Source organism: Stenotrophomonas sp. STM01 (assembly GCF_014852135.1).
GTDB lineage: Bacteria > Pseudomonadota > Gammaproteobacteria > Xanthomonadales > Xanthomonadaceae > Stenotrophomonas > Stenotrophomonas capsici.
On record NZ_JACVBA010000001.1, the window covers coordinates 1,648,572 to 1,668,655 of the forward strand.

The 20,084-nt window shown below is 68.7% G+C and carries 21 protein-coding genes; 8 read left to right on the top strand and 13 right to left on the bottom strand.

Annotated elements, in window-relative coordinates:
• Window positions 1–72: 72 nt before the first annotated feature.
• Window positions 73–2,505, bottom strand: a complete 2,433-nt coding sequence (locus IB227_RS07715; RefSeq protein WP_225591617.1) for a DUF3772 domain-containing protein — start codon at window positions 2,503–2,505, stop codon at window positions 73–75.
• Between the two features lie 100 nt (window positions 2,506–2,605).
• Entirely contained in the window at window positions 2,606–2,854 is a 249-nt protein-coding gene (locus IB227_RS07720) for a hypothetical protein (protein ID WP_192286864.1), read from the bottom strand.
• Window positions 2,855–3,043: 189 nt separating this feature from the next.
• On the opposite strand from IB227_RS07720, the gene IB227_RS07725 reads away from it, so the two are divergent.
• The 3 genes from IB227_RS07725 (at window position 3,044) to IB227_RS07735 (ending at window position 5,314) form a co-directional block, all read left to right on the top strand.
• Window positions 3,044–3,538 (top strand): lipocalin family protein, encoded by a 495-nt coding sequence (locus IB227_RS07725; RefSeq protein WP_192286865.1) that lies wholly within the window; start codon window positions 3,044–3,046, stop codon window positions 3,536–3,538.
• A 16-nt stretch (window positions 3,539–3,554) separates the two neighbouring features.
• Complete coding sequence (locus tag IB227_RS07730; protein ID WP_192286866.1) at window positions 3,555–4,781, top strand: FAD-dependent oxidoreductase; 1,227 nt, start codon at window positions 3,555–3,557, stop codon at window positions 4,779–4,781.
• Window positions 4,782–4,876: 95 nt separating this feature from the next.
• Window positions 4,877–5,314: a hypothetical protein gene (locus tag IB227_RS07735; protein ID WP_132863222.1), complete on the top strand. Its 438-nt coding sequence runs from the start codon at window positions 4,877–4,879 to the stop codon at window positions 5,312–5,314.
• 4 nt (window positions 5,315–5,318) lie between these two features.
• Here IB227_RS07735 and IB227_RS07740 read toward each other — a convergent pair whose 3' ends face one another.
• On the bottom strand, window positions 5,319–5,642 hold the full coding sequence (locus IB227_RS07740; RefSeq protein WP_132863221.1) for a DUF6122 family protein: 324 nt from the start codon (window positions 5,640–5,642) through the stop codon (window positions 5,319–5,321).
• Window positions 5,643–5,658: 16 nt separating this feature from the next.
• Window positions 5,659–6,714 (bottom strand): NAD(P)-dependent alcohol dehydrogenase, encoded by a 1,056-nt coding sequence (locus tag IB227_RS07745; protein WP_192286867.1) that lies wholly within the window; start codon window positions 6,712–6,714, stop codon window positions 5,659–5,661.
• A gap of 108 nt (window positions 6,715–6,822) precedes the next feature.
• On the opposite strand from IB227_RS07745, the gene IB227_RS07750 reads away from it, so the two are divergent.
• Complete coding sequence (locus IB227_RS07750; protein WP_132863219.1) at window positions 6,823–7,290, top strand: DUF1456 family protein; 468 nt, start codon at window positions 6,823–6,825, stop codon at window positions 7,288–7,290.
• 82 nt (window positions 7,291–7,372) lie between these two features.
• Here the strand turns inward: IB227_RS07750 and IB227_RS07755 are convergent, their stop codons facing one another.
• The 4 genes from IB227_RS07755 to IB227_RS07770 all read right to left on the bottom strand — a co-directional run bounded on the left by IB227_RS07755 (window position 7,373) and on the right by IB227_RS07770 (window position 11,857).
• Window positions 7,373–7,831: a hypothetical protein gene (locus IB227_RS07755; protein WP_192286868.1), complete on the bottom strand. Its 459-nt coding sequence runs from the start codon at window positions 7,829–7,831 to the stop codon at window positions 7,373–7,375.
• Between the two features lie 272 nt (window positions 7,832–8,103).
• Window positions 8,104–8,685 (bottom strand): Ax21 family protein, encoded by a 582-nt coding sequence (locus IB227_RS07760; protein WP_132863217.1) that lies wholly within the window; start codon window positions 8,683–8,685, stop codon window positions 8,104–8,106.
• Window positions 8,686–8,903: 218 nt separating this feature from the next.
• Window positions 8,904–9,356, bottom strand: coding sequence for a Cu(I)-responsive transcriptional regulator (gene cueR / locus IB227_RS07765; RefSeq protein WP_192286869.1), 453 nt, complete (start codon window positions 9,354–9,356; stop codon window positions 8,904–8,906).
• Window positions 9,357–9,379: 23 nt separating this feature from the next.
• Window positions 9,380–11,857, bottom strand: a complete 2,478-nt coding sequence (locus IB227_RS07770) for a heavy metal translocating P-type ATPase (protein WP_225591618.1) — start codon at window positions 11,855–11,857, stop codon at window positions 9,380–9,382.
• A 163-nt stretch (window positions 11,858–12,020) separates the two neighbouring features.
• On the opposite strand from IB227_RS07770, the gene IB227_RS07775 reads away from it, so the two are divergent.
• Window positions 12,021–12,218 carry a heavy-metal-associated domain-containing protein gene (locus IB227_RS07775; protein ID WP_192286870.1) on the top strand — a complete coding sequence of 66 codons (198 nt, stop codon included), beginning with the start codon at window positions 12,021–12,023 and terminating at the stop codon, window positions 12,216–12,218.
• Between the two features lie 112 nt (window positions 12,219–12,330).
• Here IB227_RS07775 and IB227_RS07780 read toward each other — a convergent pair whose 3' ends face one another.
• Complete coding sequence (locus tag IB227_RS07780) at window positions 12,331–12,747, bottom strand: hypothetical protein (RefSeq protein WP_132863213.1); 417 nt, start codon at window positions 12,745–12,747, stop codon at window positions 12,331–12,333.
• A gap of 131 nt (window positions 12,748–12,878) precedes the next feature.
• Here IB227_RS07780 and IB227_RS07785 point away from each other — a divergent pair, with 131 nt between their 5' ends.
• Window positions 12,879–13,268, top strand: coding sequence for a DUF6165 family protein (locus IB227_RS07785; protein WP_192287311.1), 390 nt, complete (start codon window positions 12,879–12,881; stop codon window positions 13,266–13,268).
• Between the two features lie 63 nt (window positions 13,269–13,331).
• Here IB227_RS07785 and IB227_RS07790 read toward each other — a convergent pair whose 3' ends face one another.
• On the bottom strand, window positions 13,332–14,342 hold the full coding sequence (locus IB227_RS07790; RefSeq protein WP_225591620.1) for an OprO/OprP family phosphate-selective porin: 1,011 nt from the start codon (window positions 14,340–14,342) through the stop codon (window positions 13,332–13,334).
• 308 nt (window positions 14,343–14,650) lie between these two features.
• Here IB227_RS07790 and IB227_RS07795 point away from each other — a divergent pair, with 308 nt between their 5' ends.
• Window positions 14,651–15,010 (top strand): DUF1428 domain-containing protein, encoded by a 360-nt coding sequence (locus IB227_RS07795; RefSeq protein WP_132863211.1) that lies wholly within the window; start codon window positions 14,651–14,653, stop codon window positions 15,008–15,010.
• Between the two features lie 68 nt (window positions 15,011–15,078).
• Here IB227_RS07795 and IB227_RS18555 read toward each other — a convergent pair whose 3' ends face one another.
• The 3 genes from IB227_RS18555 to IB227_RS07805 form a co-directional block, all read right to left on the bottom strand.
• Window positions 15,079–15,204, bottom strand: a complete 126-nt coding sequence (locus tag IB227_RS18555; protein ID WP_263863694.1) for a hypothetical protein — start codon at window positions 15,202–15,204, stop codon at window positions 15,079–15,081.
• A gap of 115 nt (window positions 15,205–15,319) precedes the next feature.
• Window positions 15,320–16,528, bottom strand: a complete 1,209-nt coding sequence (locus IB227_RS07800; RefSeq protein WP_192286871.1) for a zinc ribbon domain-containing protein — start codon at window positions 16,526–16,528, stop codon at window positions 15,320–15,322.
• On the bottom strand, window positions 16,528–17,601 hold the full coding sequence (locus IB227_RS07805) for an SPFH and helix-turn-helix domain-containing protein (RefSeq protein WP_192286872.1): 1,074 nt from the start codon (window positions 17,599–17,601) through the stop codon (window positions 16,528–16,530). Before IB227_RS07805 ends, IB227_RS07800 begins: the two co-directional genes overlap by 1 nt.
• Before the next feature lie 119 nt (window positions 17,602–17,720).
• On the opposite strand from IB227_RS07805, the gene IB227_RS07810 reads away from it, so the two are divergent.
• On the top strand, window positions 17,721–20,060 hold the full coding sequence (locus IB227_RS07810; protein ID WP_192286873.1) for a membrane-bound PQQ-dependent dehydrogenase, glucose/quinate/shikimate family: 2,340 nt from the start codon (window positions 17,721–17,723) through the stop codon (window positions 20,058–20,060).
• The last annotated feature ends 24 nt before the right edge of the window (window positions 20,061–20,084 follow it).

Here is a 20,084-nt window from a genome sequence, read left to right on the forward strand (position 1 = left end):
CCTTTGCCGCAGGCAAGGGGAGGGTTGGGGAGGGGCAAGCCGTTCGGCGATGGGGTGCGGCCGAGGCCGCGCCTACGGCTGGGGGTCGCGGACCAGGTGGATATCGGTCGGCGTGACCAATGCAATGCCGTTCGCCGCACACTGCTCCAATAGCTCGAACAGCAGCGCACTGCGCGTGCCGTACACGCTCCGCGCCGACGGCACATAGGCGAAGCTGTTGATCGCGACCAGCCCGCCGTTGATCGAATCGATGAACACCGACGGCGCCGGCTCGCTCAGCACGGTTTCATTGGCCGCGTAGATGTCCAGCATCAGGCCGCGCAGCTTGCCCACGTCGGTACCCAGCGGCACCGAGAACTGGATCTGGATCCGCCCCAGCGCATTGGCCATGGTCATGTTGCGGATGGTCTTGGTGATCAGTTCGGAGTTCGGCACGATCAGCGTGGACTTGTCACCCACCTGGATCTCGGTCGAACGCACCGAGATGCGACGGATGTCGCCCTCCTGGTCGCCGATCTTCACCCAGTCGCCGATCTTGACCGGGCGCTCGGCCAACAGGATCAGGCCGGACACGAAGTTCTGGGTGATCGCCTGCAAGCCGAAGCCGATGCCCACCGACAGGGCGCTGGCCAGCAGCGCCAGCTTCTCGAAGCCGATGCCCAGCGTCGCCAGTGCCCACAAGGCCGCCAGCACGATGCCGGTGTAATGGGCCACGGTGCTGATCGAGTTGCGCGCGCCGGTGTCCAGGTCGGTCTTGGGCAGGTAGGTCTCGGTCAGCCAGCGCTGCACCACGCGCATCAGCGCCAGCCCGCACAGCAGCACCACGATCGCCCAGAACACCGACGACGGCCGCAGCACGCTGCCGCCGATCCGGACCCCACCCGCCAGCGCCTGCACCCAGTCGTACAGCACGCTGACATTGCCGAACGGCGCCACCACGGCGGTGATGCCGACGATCACCAGCACCACCCGCAGCGTCGCCGACACCAGCACCCCGCCCTGCTCCAGCCGTCCCGGCGGCAGGCCGGTGGACAGCCGCAGCGTGCGCCCGATGGCGCTCTCCGGCGCCAGCAGCCACAGCGCGAAGTCATCGGCGAACTTCATCAGCAACTGCGTGGCCAGCACCACCACGGTCACCCACACCATCTGCTGCGCGGTGAACATGGCGAAGTTCAGGTAACCCAGCAAGGTGGCGATCAACGCGCCGAACACGGCCAGGTGGCCACCCAGCCGCGCCACCACCAGCCAGCCGCTGCGCGACCCGCGCGTGGCGTGCGGCTTGCCCGCCGCCTCGGCCTCCTGCTCGGCCTGCGCGGCTTCGGCCGACCGGCGCCGGTGCAGGGCGGCAAGCGTGGCCAGCATGCTCATGATCAGGCCGACGTAGGTCAGCGCGATCAGCCCGTCCAGGGTGATCGTGCCCACATTCGAAGTCAGCGCCGCGCGGCTGACCGCGCGCATCAGCATGGTCAACCAGGTCAGCCAGGCCGCGCCCCAGGCGAAGCGGCGCAGGCGCACCGCCGCCAGGTCATCGATGTCCAGCAACCGCCACGACGGTCGGGTCGGCACCAGCAGGCACGCGGCCAGCGCGGCGATGAAGGCGGCGATGAAGGTGGCCACCACGAAGGTATCGGCCACCGACACCAGCCGTGGCGCGATCGCCGAGATCGCATCCAGACTGCCGACCAGCAGCTTGGCCGCCAGTCCCGGCAGCAGCGTGCCGACCAGCAGCAGCCACACCGCCAGACCTGTGCGACGCACCCGCCCTGCCGGCGCACGCTCGGATGCGGCGTAGCGCCGCCCCAGGTGGCGCAGCCACAAGCGCAGCGGGAACACCATCAACAGGGCCATCGCCGCACCGGCCAGCGGCACGGTCCACCCGTGTTTCGCGGTTGCCCTGGACAGGCCGTCGCGCGCCTGCTGGCCCAGCGACTGCAGCCGCGACAGGTCATCGGGCAGGTGCTGGGCGAACTCGCGCCACAGCGTCGGCGACAACGGCGATGCCACCTTGCGGCCCAACTGCTCGCCCAACAGCTGGGCGCGCATCTTCTCGATCGATTCGCTCTGCTGGCGTGCGTCCTCGGCCAGCAGCTTGCCACGCGCGATGTCGCTGTTGAGGTCGCTGCGCTGCTTGTCCAGCGCCTTGCGCTGGCGGGCGATGTCCTGGTCCTCGCCGCCTTCGGGCACCGGCCCGAGCAGCGCGATGCGCGCGTCCAGCGCCTCCAGGTCCGGCTGCAGCGCCTGCACGCTGGCCTCGGCGTCACGCTGGGCCTGGCTGGCCTGGTCGACGAGGGTCTTCAGCGTTTCCTGTGCATCGGCGTCATTGACCGCACGCTTGACCGCATCCAGTGCACGCGAGGCCTTCTCGATGCGGGCCTGCGGCGTCAGCGTGACGGCGCTGCCCGCATCGGGCGCGGCCCAGGCAATGCCGGCCGGTACGCCGGCGCCGATCAGGACAGTGGCAAGCAGGGCCGCACGCAACGGCTGCAACAGGCAGGACAGGAACAAGGGCACGCACCGGAACGCGCGGACCACCGCGCATGGCGCGACTATAGAACAGGCCACGTCCAGATCATGCGAACCATCCGCTGCTTCGCGCCGGCACGCCTCAGTACATCGCGCGCAGCTCGGCGATATGCGGCGCGTTGAGCGCGTAGATCTCCTGGAATTCCTCCTCGGTCAACTCGTCCGGCGCGTACACCGCCACCGGGTCGAACTCCGGTCCATCGGACGGGGGTTGGTGTGGCCCGGCGCGCAGCGAGAAGCCGTGCCCTTCGTACTCCACCCGCGCCGGCAGCGATTCCCAGCGCTCGCGCGCGAAACGGTTCTGGCCCTTGAGCAGTATCACTGCGTACATGGATTTCTCCCGCTGACGGATGGCACCAGCCTAAGCCCGCCAGGTTCAAGCCCGGGTTAACGGCGCCACGCACCGGCATGGCCGCTGCGCACGACACGCCAAGCTTGCCGAAAAGGGGTATGCCGGCCACAACCCCTTCACCGCTGCTGGCCTATAGCTGGACTCCCGACGCCCGACCGCCGTTGCACCATGCGCAAGCTTCCGCCCCTGCCCACCGTGTCGTCGCTGGAGCTCCAGCGCTACCTGGGCACGTGGTACGAAATCGACCGGTTGCCGCTGCAGCACGAACCCCGGGATGCCACCGACGTCAGCGCCTTCTACTCGCTCAACGACGACGGCAGCCTGCGCGTGCAGAACCGCTGCCTGCACCATGGCGAGCTGGAGGAAGCGATCGGCCAGGCGTGGCCGGTGAATGGCAACAACAGCAGGCTGGAAGTGAGCTTCCCCACCCACGACGCACGCGCGGCACCCTGGGGCGTGGGCGACTACTGGGTGATCCAGCTGGACCGCAGCTATTCCACCGCGCTGGTCGGCAGCCCCGACCGGCACTCGCTGTGGCTGCTGGCGCGCCAGCCGGAGATGGACGAGACCACCCGCCGCCACTACATCGCCTACGCCCGCCAGAACGGCTTCGACGTGGACGAACTGATCCACACCCCGCACACCGGGCACCGCACGGCATGAACCGGCACCGGCGGCCATGGACCTGAAAAGCGGCTATCCGTTCTGGGCGATCCGCAATGGCCTGATGCAGGCGTTCCCGCGGCTGGAGCGCGACCTGCACTGCGAGGTGGTGGTCATCGGCGGCGGCATCACCGGCGCGTTGATCGGCGAGCGGCTGGGCCGCCACGGCCATGAGGTCGTGGTGGTGGAACAACGCGACATCGGCTGGGGCTCCACCGCGGCCAGCACCGCCCTGCTGCAGTACGAGATCGACACGCCGATGTCCGAACTGGCCCGCCGCTTCGGGCTGGAGGCCGCGCTGCAGGCGTACCGGGCCTGCGCCGAGGCCGTCGGCGAGCTGGGCGAACTCGCCGGGCAGGTCCGCAACGTGGATTTCCAGCGCGCCGGCAGCCTGTACTACGCCAGCCGGCGCAGGGACCTGGGCCCCCTGATCGACGAGTTCGAACTGCGCCAACGACACGGCCTGGCCGTGCACTGGCTGGATGCGGCGGGCGTGCGGGAGCGCTTCGGCTTCACGGCCCCCGGGGCCATCCTCAGCGACGTGGCCGCGCGCATCGACCCCTACCGCATGACCTATCGGCTGCTGCGGCGGCTGCAACGCGCCGGCGGGCGGGTGCATGACCGCACCCGCATCGACAGCATCCAGGTACACCCGCGCAGCGTCCTGCTCCGTACCAGCGACGGCGTCAGCGTACGTTGCCGGCAGGTGGTCGTTGCCGCCGGCTACGCCAGCCAGCACTGGCTGACGCAGAAGGTGGCCAGCAACCGCAGCAGCTATGCCTACGTCACCGACCCGTTGCCACGGGACATGCTTGGCCCGCTCGCCTCCACCCTGGTGTGGGAAACCGCGCGCCCGTACCTGTACCTGCGCAGCACCGCGGACCAGCGCCTGCTGGTCGGCGGCGACGACGACGCGGTCGACATCCCGGCCCGGCGCGATGCCCGCGTCGATCGCAAGGCACGCGGCCTGGCCGGCAAGGTCGCCGCGTTGTTCCCGCACCTGCAGGCGCCCCCTGCCTTCGCTTGGGCCGGCACCTTCGCCGAAACCGACGACGGCCTGCCCTTCTTCGGACCGCACCCGCAATGGGGCCCGCGGGTCCATTTCGCGATGGCCTACGGCGGCAACGGCATCACCTACTCGATGACCGGCGCGGCCATCGTGCAGGCCGCCATCGAGCGCCGGAAGCATCCACTGGCGGCGCTGTACGCGTTCCAGCGGCGCGAACGTGGCCGGGGTGGCTGAACCTGGCAGGGGATGACAGGCATCATTCAAGCCGATTCTGGTAGCGTTCGGATGGCCCGTCATCCGCGGCGCGGCCTGCACCTGGAGTGATTCCCGTGATCCGATCCCCGCTGCTCCTCGCCCTGCTGCTGGCCCCGGTCGTGGCCCTGGCCAACGACCCGACCCCCGAATCACTGGACCTGAGCGTGCCGCAGGCGCCGATGCGCTACCTGGGCGACCCGTCCTACCAGCGCGATGCCCCTGGTACCTACTACGGCGACCACAGCGGGCGCGGCCTGCCGCGCAAGGCGGACCCGGATGCCCCCACCGTGGTGGACGACACGCTGCAGGTGCACGGCGCGGTAAGTACCGGCATCGGCTATTCCAAGGCCTACGGCAACAGCCACTGGAGCGCGGTGGACCTGAACCTGGGCAAGAACTACACCAACGACGACGGCAAGACCCGGCGCATGGACGTGAACATCCACCTCAGCAAGGGCGAGGGCGGCGGTCCGTTCGGTTACTACGGCCCCGGCCCCTGGGGCGGCTGGTAAGCACTCAGCTGCTGCAGCGCATCCACACGCAGTCGATGGCATCCAGCGCGATGTGCACCAGCAACCCGATGCCGAACAGCCGGGTGCGCCGCGGCACCGTCAGGCCCGCGTAGACGGCCACCGCCGGCGCGGTATGCAGCGGGTGGAAGCCCACGCTGCAGCGGTCCGGCGCGTAGATCGGGTCGGCCAGCAGGTGGTCCAGGTCGATCACCCAGCCCAGCAACAGCAACAGCCACGCCTTGCCGAACTGCGGGCGCCAGAACAGCCACGCCAGCAGGGCCGGCACCGCCACGTGCAGGCACAGGTGGATGATCGCGCGCAGGCTCATCGCAAGCGGACCGGCCTCAGCCGGCCGTCTCCTGCAGGCTGCGCATGTCGATGACGAAGCGGTACTTCACGTCGGCGCGCTCCATGCGTTCGAAGGCCGCATCGATGTCCTGCATCCGGATCTGCTCGCAGTCGGGGTAGATGCCGTTCTCGGCGCAGAAGGCGAGCAGCTCGGCGGTCTCGGCGATGCCACCGATCAGCGAACCACCCACCTGCTTGCGTCCGCGCACCAGCAAGCCGGCATCCAGGGGCGGCATCTCTTCCAGCGCACCGACGATCACCAGCCGTCCGCCCACGTCCAGCAACTTCACGTAGGGCTTGAGGTCATGCGACACCGGCACCGTGTCCAGGATCAGGTCCATCGACGCGGTGGCGGCCTTCATCGCCTCGGCATCGCGCGATACCAGCACCTGGTGGGCGCCAAGCGCGCGCGCATCCTCGGCCTTGCCGGCGCTGCCGGTGACCAGGGTGACCTCGCAGCCCAGCGCCACGCCCAGCTTGACCGCCATGTGGCCCAACCCGCCCAGGCCGATCACGCCCAGCCGGGTGCCCGGGCCGGCGCCATGGCGACGCAGCGGCGACCAGCTGGTGATGCCGGCACACAGCAGCGGCGCGGCGCGGGCCAGGTCCAGCGCCGGCGGCAACGCGATGGCGAAGGCCTCGCGCACCACCATCGCCCGCGAATAGCCGCCCTGGGTGATCTCCCCGCTGACGCGGTCGCGGCCGTTGTAGGTCATGGTCACGCCGTGCCGGCAGAACTGTTCCTCGCCGTGGTGGCACTGGTCGCAGTCCTGGCAACTGTCGACCATGCAGCCCACGCCGACCGCATCGCCGACCTTGAGTCCCTTCACCGCCGGGCCGACCGCGCTGACGCGGCCGATGATCTCGTGCCCGGGCACCATCGGGTAGCGCGCCGAGCCCCAGTCATTGCGGGCCTGGTGCAGGTCGGAGTGGCACACCCCGCAGTACAGGATGTCGATGGCCACGTCGTCGGCGCGCAACGCGCGGCGGTCGATCGCCAGCGGTTGCAGGGGCGTGCCGGCGGAAAGGGCGGCGTAGGCAAGCGTGCGCATGGGGCGGTATTCCAGCTGAATCGCCGGCAATTGTAGACGGCCCGGCCGGGGCCCGGCGTTACACTATGCAGCCGCCGGACGGTCCCGCGCGGCCGTTCCGGAGTGGCAATGATCAACAACGACGTACTGCGCAGCATCCGCTACATGCTCGACCTGAGCGATGCCATGGTGGTGGACACCATCCTGCTGGCCGACCCCGGTTTCGCGGTGGACCAGGCCCAGGTGCATGACTTCCTGCGCAAGGATGACGAGCCCCTGTTCGAGACCTGCCCGGACGCGGTGCTGGCGCGCTTCCTCGATGGCCTGATCTACCACTACCGTGGCCGCGACGAATCGCAGCCGCAACGTCCGCCGGAAAAGCGCGTCACCAACAACATCGTGCTGAAGAAGCTGCGCGTGGCCTTCGAGCTGAAGGACGTGGACATGCATGCGATCTTCGAAGCCGCCGGCTTCCCGATGTCCAAGCCGGAACTGTCGGCGCTGTTCCGCCAGCCGGACCACAAGAACTACCGCGAATGCGGCGACCAGGCCCTGCGCAACTTCCTCAAGGGCCTGACCCAGCGGGTACGCCCGTAGGAGCGGCCTTGGCCGCGAAGCACGTGATGCCCCAACGATGCCGGCCTGGCCACTGGAGTCGCGCCTGCCGGCGGTGCCGGGTTCAACGGATGCGGTAGACGCGCGCCTTGGGCAGGTCCTCGTCGACCTGCAGGAACCAGCGGCCGGCGATGCCCGGCACCACCTGGATCTCCGGCGACTGCAGGGTCTGGCGCAGGCGCATCTGGCCCTTGAGCACCCGCCACTGCTGGCCGTTGTCCAGCGTGAACACCGTGCCCGGCTCCCAGCCTTCCACCGCGCCCTGCACCCTGGCCTGCACCGGGCCTTCTTCCAGGCCGATCTGCATCGGTGCCGGCACCGGCAGCGCCGTCGTTGCCGCCGGCGCCGCGGCGTCGGCCTCGCCCAGCATGCGGTTGAGCAACAACAGTTGCTGCTCGCTCAGCCCGACCTCACGCAGCTGCTCGGCACTGAGCCGCTGTTCCAGCGGGACGTAGTCGCGCTGGGCCCAGGCCAGCGGCGTGGTCAGCAACAGCAAGGCGGCAAGCAGCAGGCGGGTCTTCATGGCAGCGATTGTTTGGGATCGCCGTGCACGATGCTGCAGTTTGGTTACCGTTGGATTACAGGGGCGGATTACCCTCACCCCAACCCCTCTCCCGCCGGCGGGAGAGGGGCTTCAAACCCCGCAATCGCCCAGCCACGCCTCAACGTGCGCTGTGCTGAGCCCCTCTCCCGCCAGCGGGAGAGGGGTTGGGGTGAGGGCCGCCCTTCAATCAAGCAAGAAAAAGAAAGGCCCGGCAATGCCGGGCCTTTCTCTGTGCAACAGGTACGAACGTCTTACCAGCTGAAGCGCGGGCCGACGGTCCATTCCTTGTCGCCGTGGCGGTTCATCTTGATGTCGCCGTTGATGCCCCAGTTCTGGTTCAACTTCACCTGGCCACCCAGGCGGCCGTAGAACTGGCCACCGTCCAGCGGCTCCACGCCGTGCTTCTTGTCGAAGTCTTCGTAGCCAGCCAGTGCATAGACTTCGGCGTGCTGGCCGAACGCGGTGCGGATGCCGGCTTCAGCGCTGTAGCCGTTGAAGTCCAGGTCGGCGTAACGCAGGTCCAGCTTCTGGTAAGCCGCGCGCGCAACGAAGTCGGTGCTGTTGGCGATTTCCTTGTTGAAGCCAACGCCGACGCGCCACTGGTTGAAGCGGGCGTTGGTGTGGTCGATTTCCTGACGGTCGAAATCACCGAACACGTGGAAGTTCTGGTGGAACGCCCAGGAGCCCTTCACGCCCCAACCATCGGCCTTGCCGCCATCGATGTCGGTCTTGGCGTAGTCCGCTTCAGCGTAGTTGTAGGACAGGCCTTCGGCGGCCGAAGCAGCGAACGGGAGAGCGGCTGCCAGGGCCAGAGCGATCAACGAAGTCTTCATGGGTACACCTTATTCGTAGGGGGATTACAGACTTGATGGCACGCAGCGATGAGGGCTGCTGCGTACGTCCGGATGTAATTTTTCCGTTAGTCACCCCAACCCATCCTGAAACCATGGGCCACGAAGAACACGTTTTTTAGGCTTCCATTCAGGCGTTTTCTGCCACGCGCGCAGCGCGCGCCGCATTTCATTCAGCCATGCATCCGCTGCATGAAGAATCAATGCCCGTGCGCGCCACCGACTTTGCCGAATGTGGTGGGAAGCGGTGTTTCCAGCAATGGCACGCCGGTCTCGATGTCACGCAGGATCGGGCAGTCGGGGCGCTCGTCGCCTGCGCAGCAGTCGGCCAGCGCCTGCACGGTGCGCACCATCTCCTGCAATTCGGTGATGCGCTGCTGCAGTACCTGCACGTGCTCCAGCGCCATGCGCTTGACGTCGGCGCTGTGGCGCGAGCGGTCCTGCCACAGCTGCAGCAGCTCGGCGATGCGTTCGACGCTGAAGCCCATGTCACGCGAACGCTTGATGAAGCCCAGCGTGTGGATGTCGCGCGGGCTATACATGCGGTAGCCCGACTCGGTGCGGGCCACCGGCCCGATCAGGCCGGTGTCCTCGTAGTAGCGGATCATCTTGGCGGAGATGCCGCTGGCCTTGGCCGCCTGGCCGATGTTCATGCTTGCTTCCATCCTCGTCTCCCTCAACCCTTGGCCGGCTGGAAGCGCTTGAGCCGCAGCGCATTGCCCAGCACGAACACCGAGGACAACGCCATCGCGCCGGCGGCGAACACCGGCGAGAGCAGGACGCCCCAGTGCGGATACAACGCGCCCGCGGCCACCGGGATCAGCGCGGTGTTGTAGGCGAACGCCCAGAACAGGTTCTGGCCGATGTTGCCCATTGTCGCCTTGCTCAGCGCGATGGCGTTGGGCACGCCCTGCAGGCTGCCGGACATCAGCACCACGTCGGCGGCCTCGATGGCCACGTCGGTACCGGTGCCGATCGCCATGCCGACATCGGCCTCGGCCAGCGCCGGCGCGTCGTTGATGCCATCGCCCACGTAGGCCAGGCGGCCATGCGCGGCCTTGAGCCGGCGCACCGCCTCGACCTTGCCGTCCGGCAGCACCTCGGCCACCACTTCGTCGATGCCCAGCTGGCGTGCGATGGCTTCGGCGGTGCGGCGGTTGTCGCCGGTGATCATCGCCACCTTCAGGCCCAGCGCATGCAGGCTGGCGATGGCGGTGCGGGTGTCGTGCTTGATCGGGTCGGAGACGGCGATGATCGCCGCCAGGCGGCCATCGATGGCGGCGTACAGCGGGCTCTTGCCCTCCTCGCCCAGGCGCTTGGCGTCCTGGCCGAACACCGCCACGTCCAGCCCCAGGGTCTGCATGAAGCGGTCCGCGCCCACTTCCACGCGCATGCCGCCGGCCTGGGCGCGCACGCCGTAGCCGGTGACCGATTCGAACGCCTCCACCGCCGGCAACTGCAGCCCTTCCTGCTGGGCCGCACTGACGATGGCACGGGCGATGGGGTGTTCAGAGCGCTCTTCCACCGCGGCGACGCGGGCCAGCACGTCGGCGCGTGCAAAGCCGTCGGCCAGCTGCAGGTCGGTCAGCACCGGACGGCCTTCGGTCAGCGTGCCGGTCTTGTCCACCGCCACCACCTGCGCTTCCTTCAACAGCTGCAGCGCTTCACCCTTGCGGAACAGCACGCCCAGCTCCGCGCCACGGCCGGTGCCGACCATGATCGAGGTCGGCGTGGCCAGGCCCATCGCACACGGGCAGGCGATGATCAGCACCGCCACCGCGTTGACCAGGCCGAAGGTCAGCGCCGGCTGCGGGCCGAACAGCAACCACACCACGAAGGTGAGCAGCGCCAGGCCCATCACCGCCGGCACGAACCACAGCGTGATGCGGTCCACCAGCGTCTGGATCGGCAACTTGGCGGTCTGCGCCTGCTCGACCATGCGGATGATCTGCGCCAGCACCGTGGCACCGCCCACGGCAGTAGCACGCACGCCGAGCGTGCCGGTCTGGTTGACGGTGCCGCCGATGACGGTGCCGCCCGGTGCTTTCTGCACCGGCACCGGCTCGCCGCTGATCATCGATTCGTCGATGTAGCTCTCGCCGTCGATCACCTCGCCATCCACCGCGATGCGTTCGCCCGGGCGCACATCGATGACGTCACCGCTGGCGATCTGTTCCAGCGGCAGCTCGACCACGCTGCCGTCGCGGCGTACGCGGGCGGTCTTGGCCTGCAGCGTCAGCAGACGCTTGATGGCCTCGGAGGTACGTCCCTTGGCCTTGGCCTCGAGCATGCGGCCGAGCAGGATCAGGGTGACGATCACCGCCGCTGCTTCGTAGTAGACGTTGACCGTGCCGGCCGGCAACAGGCGCGGCGCGAACGTGGCCACCAGCGAGAACCCATAGGCTGCCAGCGTGCCCACCGCGACCAGCGAGTTCATGTCCGGGGCGGCGCGCAGCAGCGCCGGGATGCCCTTCTGGTAGAAGCGACGGCCCGGCAGCACCAGCACCAGCGTGGTCAGCACGAACTGCAGCAACCAGCTGTTCTGCGTGCCCAGCGTGCCGGCGATGAAGTGGTGGAAGGCCGGCACCAGGTGCCCGCCCATTTCCAACGCGAACACCGGCAGGGTCAGCACCGCGGCCAGCAGCAGGTCGCGCTTGAGCACGCGCAGTTCATCGGCATGCCGCTGTGCCTGGGCATCCTCGCTGGCACCGGCCGGGTCGACGCGGCTGGCGGTGTAGCCGGCCCTGGCGACGGCGGCGATCAGCGCACCGGCGTCCAGCGCCGCATCACCCTGCACGCTGGCGCGTTCGGTGGCCAGGTTGACGCTGGCCGACTGCACGCCCGGCACCGCCTTCAGCGCGCGCTCCACGCGGCCCACGCACGAGGCGCAGGTCATGCCTTCGATCACCAGTTCCACCGGCGCCGGCGCGCTGACCTCGTAGCCCACCTTGCGCACCGCCTGCACCAGCACCTGGCGGTCGACGTTGCCGTCGGTCTGCACGCTGGCGCGTTCGGTTGCCAGGTTGACGCTGGCCTGCCGCACGCCGGGCACCGCCTTGAGCGCGCGCTCTACCCGGCCCACGCAGGAAGCGCAGGTCATGCCTTCGATCATCAGGTCCTGGTGGCCGGGCTGGCCGGCATTTGCCGTGGTCATCGGCGTGTCTCCATGGGTGGTCGGCTGCACCTTAAAGGTTCCCATGATGGGAAGGTCAAGCAGCCTGAAGGCCGGGCCAACCGCCGCCATTCATGGGCCGATGGCGCTTGACCTTGCCACCGTGGCAAGGCGCATCCTTGCCGCCCATCCACAGGAGCTCCCCATGAAACTGCATATCGAAAGCATGACCTGCGGCGGCTGCGCGCGCAGCGTGACCGCCACGGTGAAGGACATCGATCCGGCCGCGACGGTGGACATCGACCTGCCCAGCAAGACCGTGCAGATCCAGTCGGCGCAGCCGCTGGCGCGTTTCACCCAGGCCCTGGATGAAGCAGGTTTCCCGCCGCAGGTAGAGGGCTGACCCCCGAACGCACCGCCCTGCCCCCTTCCTTTGCGCAGCAAGGGGAGGGTTGGGGAGGGGTGCTGTTTTGCGTTTGCTTCGAGCGCTGCCGGTTTCCCCGCCGAGGCCGCGCCTACGGCTGTGCGGGGGCGCGCTTCCAGACTTCGCGCTCGACCCGGCGCTGCCCTTCCCAGCGTTCCAGCGTCCACACGTCGCCTTCCAGCGTGTAGCGGAAGGTGTAGGTACCTCCATTCTCCAGCGGGTAGGACGCCATCAGCGGGGTTTCCACGTACTGGCCCGCCTCGGCCTGCCAACGGCCCGAGCCGCCCGCCCAGAACGTGCCGGCGCGGGTCGTGGTGAAGGCGAAGCGGCCATCGGCCAGCAGCTTGGTGCCGGCCAGCTTCAGGCTGGCGTAGTCGACCACCGCGCCTTCGGCATTGATGGACTCACCGGACTGCAACTCCCACGCGCCATCCAGGCGGGCGTCGTTGGCCGAAGCCGCCCACGCCACCAGCAGCAGTGGCACTGCAAGACAGGAACGCAACGGCATCGGTCACTCCGGTGGATGAACAGGCCCGCATTGTGCGCAACCCGATGCGCTCCAGGCCAACACCGGTGCATCGGTAACCGTTGTCCCCGGGCGGTATCATGGGCGCATCCCTGAAAATGGCGAATGTCCACGTGCAGACCCTGCTGACCCCGGTATCGATCGGCGAACTGATCGACAAGATCACCATCCTGGAGATCAAGGCCGAGCGCATCACCGAGGCCGGCAAGCTGGCCAACGTGCGCACCGAACTGGATGGCCTGTGGCCGCTGTGGCTGGAACAGCAGGCCGCGCGCCCGGCGCTGGCGGCATTGAAGGACCAGCTCAAGGCCATCAACGAGCGCATGTGGGATATCCAGGACGCCCTGCGCGCCAAGGAATCGCAGCAGGATTTCGGCGCCGAGTTCATCACCCTGGCGCGTGGCGTCTACGGCACCAACGGCGAGCGCATCGTGGTCAAGAACGAGATCAACCGCGTCGCCGGCTCGGCGCTGGTGGAAGAAAAGCAGTACCAGGGCGATTAAGCCCCCGCCACGCGGGCATGCCCTTCCCCGCCCCTGCGCCGACGGCACAGGGGCGCGGTTCGGCTAGAACGCCAGCTGTGCCCACAGGCCGGCTTCGTGGCTTTCCTGCGTGCGGCCGGTGGTGCGCTGCTCCACGCGCTTGCCGACCATCGCCAGGCGCAGGTGGCCGTTGGGCTTCCACTCCACGCCCAACTGGTCATAGCGCTCGCGCGTGCGCGGGTCGATGTCCAGGCTCATGCGGGTTTGCTCGTGGCGGGCGAACAGCGCGTAGGCGGGCGTCAACCGGTAGCTCGCCCAGGCCGACCAGCCACGCTGGTCGTCGCTGCCGGGCCGGGTGATCCGGTTCCAGTCCTGTGCATGGAAATACTGCGCGCCAACGCGGCCGCACTCGCCCACCCAACTGGCCATCGCGTTCCAGCGCTGCGCGGTATGTTCGCGCGGCCGGTTGCCGGCATCCTGCGCACGGGTGCCACGGTACCCGCCTGCCGCCAGCTCGACGCCCTTGGCCGGCATCCATCCGACCCGTGCCTCGACATCCGCGCGCCGGCCCAGGCGCGGCTTCTGGTAACCGCCGCCGGTCACCACCGAGGCGGCGTACACCAGGTCACCGCGGCTGTACTGGCCGTGCACGCCGTAATCGGCCGTGCTCCCCATCCGGGTCCGCGCGATCAGGCCGGCGTCGACGTAGCGAAACCCCTCGCGCGCGGACTCCTGCTGGATCCACGGCAACGGCGCATTGCCCAGCCGCAGCCAGCTGCCCTTGCCGAAACTGCGCTGCAGGTAGGCGTGGCGCAGCCACAGGTCGCTGGCCTGGCTGTTGCGCAGCCACTGCAGGTCGGTGGTGACCTGCATGGACCAACGCTCGTTGAAACGGTGGTCCACGTTGATGAAGGTGCGCTTGAGGTCGACGGCCAGGCCTTCGTCCTCGCGGGTGACGCCATCACGGTCGAGCTGGCTGGCGTTGACGAAGATCTGGGTGGAAACGCGGGTGGCCGGGGCGGTGTCCTGTGCCTGTGCGGCCAATGGCATGCACAGGGCGGCCAGGGCCAGCGCGGCGCGTTGGGGGAGGTGCATCGTCGTTCCTTGCGGGAGCGCGCGCCATGCGGGCCGGGCGCCGGGTCGGGTTGGGGGCATCCGGCGGCGGTGGGCGACCGGGCCGGACAGGGCATCCCCCCCATAGCGGCAGGCGTGGACGTTCATTGAGCGGACCCGCCCGCCCCCGGGGGGACGGGTGAATTGTCCGCAGCCGCTGCGCCGGCCAGGCTGACAAAGATCAACCCCGTGCCGATCCGGCCGCGGCAGGCCCGCCCCGTTTGCGCGGGCGCAACATCCGCCGGCGCATACTCGGGCCACCGTCCGATGTCCCCCGCAGGAGGTGCCCCATGTCCTACGTCGATGGTTTCCTGGCCGCCGTGCCGCAGGCCAACAAGGACCGCTTCATCGCCCATGCCAAGCTCGCCGATGCGTTGTTCATCGAGTACGGCGCGCTGCGCGTGACCGAGTGCTGGGCCGACGACGTGCCGCATGGCCAGCTCACCGATTTCCACCGCGCCGTGCAGGCCGGCGCGGATGAGGCCGTGGTGTTCTCGTGGATCGAATGGCCGGACAAGGAGACCCGTGATGCCGGCATGCGCAGGATGATGGAGGACCCGCGCATGGATCCGGCCAACAACCCGATGCCGTTCGATGGCAAGCGCGTGGTGTACGGCGGGTTCCTGCCGGTGCTGCACATGGGCCAGTGACGGCCACCGGGCAGCGCCCATGAAAAAGGCCAGGCGTCAGCCTGGCCTTGGACCTCGTGGCGGGCGGGTCAGGCCCCGGCGTTGGCGCGGGACTGCTGGCTGGCCTGCAGTGCTACGGTCTTGATCGAAAGGCACTCCGGGCAGACCCGTTCCAGCACCTTGATCACCGGCGCGTACACCGCCTTGCACTTCATGCACTGGACCCTTCCAGTCGTGTTGGCTTCCATGAGCCTCCCTCTTTCTCGTTTCAACTGACCCGATATGGGGGATGCGGCGCGGGATTTCAAGCCCCCGCGCCATCGCTGGCCGTCATTGCTGCATGCCGAGCACGTAGACCACCACCAGCAACACCGCCAGCGCCGCCACCACCGCGAAGAAGATCTTCCATGCGCTGTAGGGGCGTTCACCGGCGATCTGCCCGGTATAGCCATTGCCCAGCACCTGGAAGCTGCGCGAGCCGTAGGTGTAGCTGACCAGCCACACCGGCACCAGGATGTGCTTGAAGGTGCGGTTGCTGTAGTCGGCGCGCACCTGCAGGTTGCGGTGGGTATCGCCGGGCACCTGTTCGGCGCACAACGCGCGGGTCTGCTCCTGCATCTGTGCCTGCCCGCGCTGCGCGGCCTGGCGCAGGTCCACCTGGTAACGCTCCACCGTCCAGCCGCGCACGAACTCCGGCGTGTACGGCTTCAGGTCGGTGGTGGTCGGGAACTGGCCGATCTTCTGCAGCAACGCCGGGTGCACGCCCACGGTGCCGGGCACCAGTTCGTCGTCGAAGAAATGCTGCAGCGAACCGGCGGCCGGCTCCCAGCGGGTGCGTTGCTCCTGGCGGGTCTGGGTGTTGCCCTGCGAGTCGCGGTAGCTGACGGTCACGTAGTAGTGGTAGCCGGCCTCGGCCGTCCACTGCGCGGCCACGTGTGCATCGAAGGTCCAGTACGGCAGGTACATGCCCTTGAGCGTATCGGTCAGCGCGGCGGTCTTGAGCCGGTTGGGCGCGAACCAGCGCGTGCCGTACCACGCGCGGATCGCATCACGCACCTGGCCGTCGCTGATGCGGAACGGCAGCACGCTCTGCGGGGTGATCGCATCGCCGAGCGTTTCGTGGGCGATGATCTGCGGCGAGCCGCAGAACTCGCAGCGGTCGGCGACCTTGCCATCAACGAACACCGAGATCGCATGGCAACTCTGGCATTGCACCTCGCGCGGCTGCGTACCGTAACCACGCTGCGCCGGTGGCGTGGCGGCCATGCTCTGCAGCATGCCGAGCACGCCCCCCGGGCCCTTGCCGTCCTGCGGCAGCGGTGGCGGCTGCGTGGCGGCATCGGCCTGCATCCGCGCCAGGGCCTGGAGCAGGTCCAGCTCGACCACGCCGGCGCTGCCATCGCCATCACCCTGCGCGGCCTCGGACAGCGGCACGACGGTGCCACAGTACGGGCAGACCAGCGCCTGCTTGGCGGCATTCCATTGCAGATCCCCGCCGCATTCCGGGCAGGGATGTTTGCCCACCGTTGCGTTGTTCATCAGCCGCGCAGGAACTCTTCCAGTGCCGAACGGGCGATGCGGGTGGCGTTGCCGATCCTGCGCGCCTTCAGGTCACCGGCGGCGATGGCGGCCATCACGTCCTCCACCGATACCGACAACGCCTGTGCGGCCTGTTCCGGGGTCAGCACGTCCAGCGCCGGGGCACCGGCATCGGCAGCCGGCAACGGCGGCGGTACCGCGGCGCCCGCCGCGGGCGCGGCCGGCGACTGCATGCCGCGCATCATTTCCTGCGCGATGCCGAAGCCCACCGCCATCTGCGCCGGCACCGCGGCCGAGGCGTCGCCGCCGGACCCCATCGCGCTGCCCATCTGGAACTTGACGTAATCGTTGAGGTTGCCGACCACGCCCATGCTCGAGCGCGCATCGATGGCCTTCTCCACTTCCGGCGGCACCGACACGTTCTCCAGCACGAAGCTGGTGATCTCGATGCCGTACTTGCCGGTCATGGCCGGGTTGATGATCGGCAGCAGCGCGTCGCCCAGCTCGCTGTAGCGCGAGGCCACGTCCAGCGCCGGCACCTTGGCCGTGGCCAGTGCCTCGGTGAACACGCTGACGATGCGCGAACGCATGGTGTCAGCGAACTCGTCCAGGCGGAAATTCTGGTCGGTGCCGGCCACTTCCTTGAGGAACTTTGGCGGGTCGACGATGCGGAAGTCGTAGGTGCCGAACGCGCGCAGGCGCACCACGCCGAAGTCGGCGTCGCGCATCATCACCGGGTTGGCGGTGCCCCACTTGTTGCCGGTGAACAGGCGCGTGTTGAGGTAGTAGACATCGCACTTGAACGGCGACTCGAAGCCGTACTTCCAGCCCAGGATGGTGGACAGCACCGGGATGTTCTGGGTGCTCAGGGTGTGCTTGCCGGGGCCGAACAGGTCGGCGTACTGGCCGGCGGCCACGAACTGCACCATCTGCGATTCGCGCACGATCAGCTGCGCGCCGTTCTTGATCTGGCGGTCGTCATCGGGCCAGCGGTAGGACAGCGTGTCACGCGAGTCATCGGTCCATTCGATGATCTCGATCAGTTCCTTCTTGATGAAGTCCAGAATGCTCATGGCGGTTCCCCGGTCGACGAAGGCTCGATTCTACGGCCAGCACGGACAAACCAACATGACGCCATGCAGACATCCCGCGGCGCACCATGGCACCACTCTCCCGGCCGCCGGAACCTGCCATGCGGATCCTCACGCTGTTGCTGACCACCCTGTTCGGACTGGCACTGGCCATCGGCGGTGCCTGGCTGCTGTCCCTGCGCGGCAGCCCGTTCTACCTGTTCAGTGGCTTGGTGCTGCTGGGCGTGGCCTGGGGCCTGTGGCGGCACCGCCGCTGGGCGAGCTGGCTGTACGCCGGTTGGCTGCTGATGCTGCTGGCCTGGTCGCTGTGGGAGGCCGGGCTGTACTGGTGGCCGTTGGCCACCCGGCTCGGCGTGCCGGCCCTGCTCGGGCTGCTGATCGCGCTGCCGGCGACCCGCCGGTCCAGCCCGCACGGCTATACCGGGCCGTCCGGCGCGCCGGTGCTGCTGGCGGCGTTGCTGGTGGCCGCGGTCGCCTTCGCCGGCATCCCCCGTCACCTGCACGAGACACGCGGCACGCTGCCGATGGCCATCGTCAACGCGGACGCCGCGCTCGGCGATGCCCCGCAACCGGACGGTGAGTGGCAGGCCTACGGGCGCAGCGGCTACGGCCAGCGGTTCTCGCCGCTGACGCAGATCACCCCGGCAAACGTCGGCCAGCTGCAACTGGCCTGGCAGATGCGCACCGGCGACCTCCGCGGCCCCGACGACGTGGGTGAAACCACGTATGAAGTCACGCCGCTGAAGATCGGTGACACGCTGTACCTGTGCACGCCGCACAGCCTGGCCATCGCACTGGACGCCGATACCGGCAAGGAACGCTGGCGCTTCGATCCGGGGGCAGGCATGGAACCACAGCGCCAGCACCAGACCTGCCGCGGCCTGTCCTACTTCGTCGACCCGCCCGCGCCCGGCGCCACCGCGGCCACCGCCTGCGCCGCGCGCGTGTTCCTGCCCAGCGCCGATGCCAAGCTGCATGCCCTCGATGCCCGCACCGGCCAGCACTGCAGCGACTTCGCCGACAACGGCGTGCTCGACCTTACCCACAACATGCCGTTCAAGCAGGCCGGCTATTACTACTCGACCTCGCCACCGTTGATTGCCGGCGGCAAGGTGATCGTCGCCGGCGCGGTCAACGACGACTACGCGGTGAACTCGCCTTCCGGCGTGATCCGCGCCTACGACGTGCACAGCGGCCAGCTGCAATGGAACTGGGACTCCGGCAACCCGGAGCAGACCGCCCCGCTCGACCCCAACGATCCCGCACAGGTCTACCGTCCCAGCTCGCCGAACAGCTGGGCGGTGGCCAGCGCCGACGAGGCACTGGGGCTGGCCTATTTCCCGATGGGCAACCGCACGCCCGACCAGTTGGGCATGTACCGCACCCCGGCCGAGGAGAAGTACGCCTCCTCGGTGGTGGCGCTGGACATCGCCACCGGCCAGGCGCGCTGGGTGCACCAGTTCGTGCACCACGACCTGTGGGACATGGATACCCCGGCACAACCGGTGCTGCTGGACCTGGACCTGCCACAGGGGCGCACGCCGGCGCTGGTGCAGCCGACCAAGCAGGGTGACGTATACGTGCTGGACCGCCGCGACGGCAGCGCGCTGCTGCCGGTCGGACAGCGCCCGGCATCGCGCCACGTGGACATCCCCGGGCAGACCACCGCGCCGACCCAGCCCTACTCCAGCCTGAGCTTCGAGCCGCCGGCGCTGCGCGAAGCGGACATGTGGGGCGCCAGCCTGATCGACCAGATGCTGTGCCGCATCCAGTTCCGCTCGTTGCGCTACGACGGCCGCTACACCCCGCCGACGCTGCAGGGCAGCCTGATCTACCCGGGCAACTTCGGCACCTTCAACTGGGGCAGCGTGGCGGTGGACCCGCGCCGCCAGGTGATGTTCGGCATGCCGACCTACCTGGCCTTCGTCTCGCGGCTGGTGCCCAAGCATGAAACCAGCGGCCGCCAGATGAACAAGGGCGAGCACGGGCTCAACGAGAACAAGGGTGCCGACTACGCGGTGGAGATGACGCCCTTCATGTCGCCGATCGGCGTGCCCTGCCAGGTGCCGCCGTGGGGCACGGTGGCCGCGGCCGACCTGCGCACCGGCACGATCGCCTACCAGTACCGCAACGGCACCATCCAGGACCTGTCACCGGTCCCGCTGCCGGTCCGTATCGGCGTGCCCGGCATCGGCGGACCGATGCTGACCGCCACCGGCGTGGCCTTCCTCAGCGCGGCCACGGACGACAACTTCCGTGCCTATGACCTGGCCACCGGCAAGGTGCTGTGGAACGTGCGCATCCCCGCCGGCGGGCAGGCGACCCCGATGACCTACCTGGACAGCCAGGGCGAACAGGTGGTGCTGCTGGTGGCCGGCGGACACGGTTCCACCGGCACCAAGGCCGGTGACTACGTGCTGGCCTACAAGCTGAAGAAATAGCCCCGGGCGCATGTCCTCTCCCGA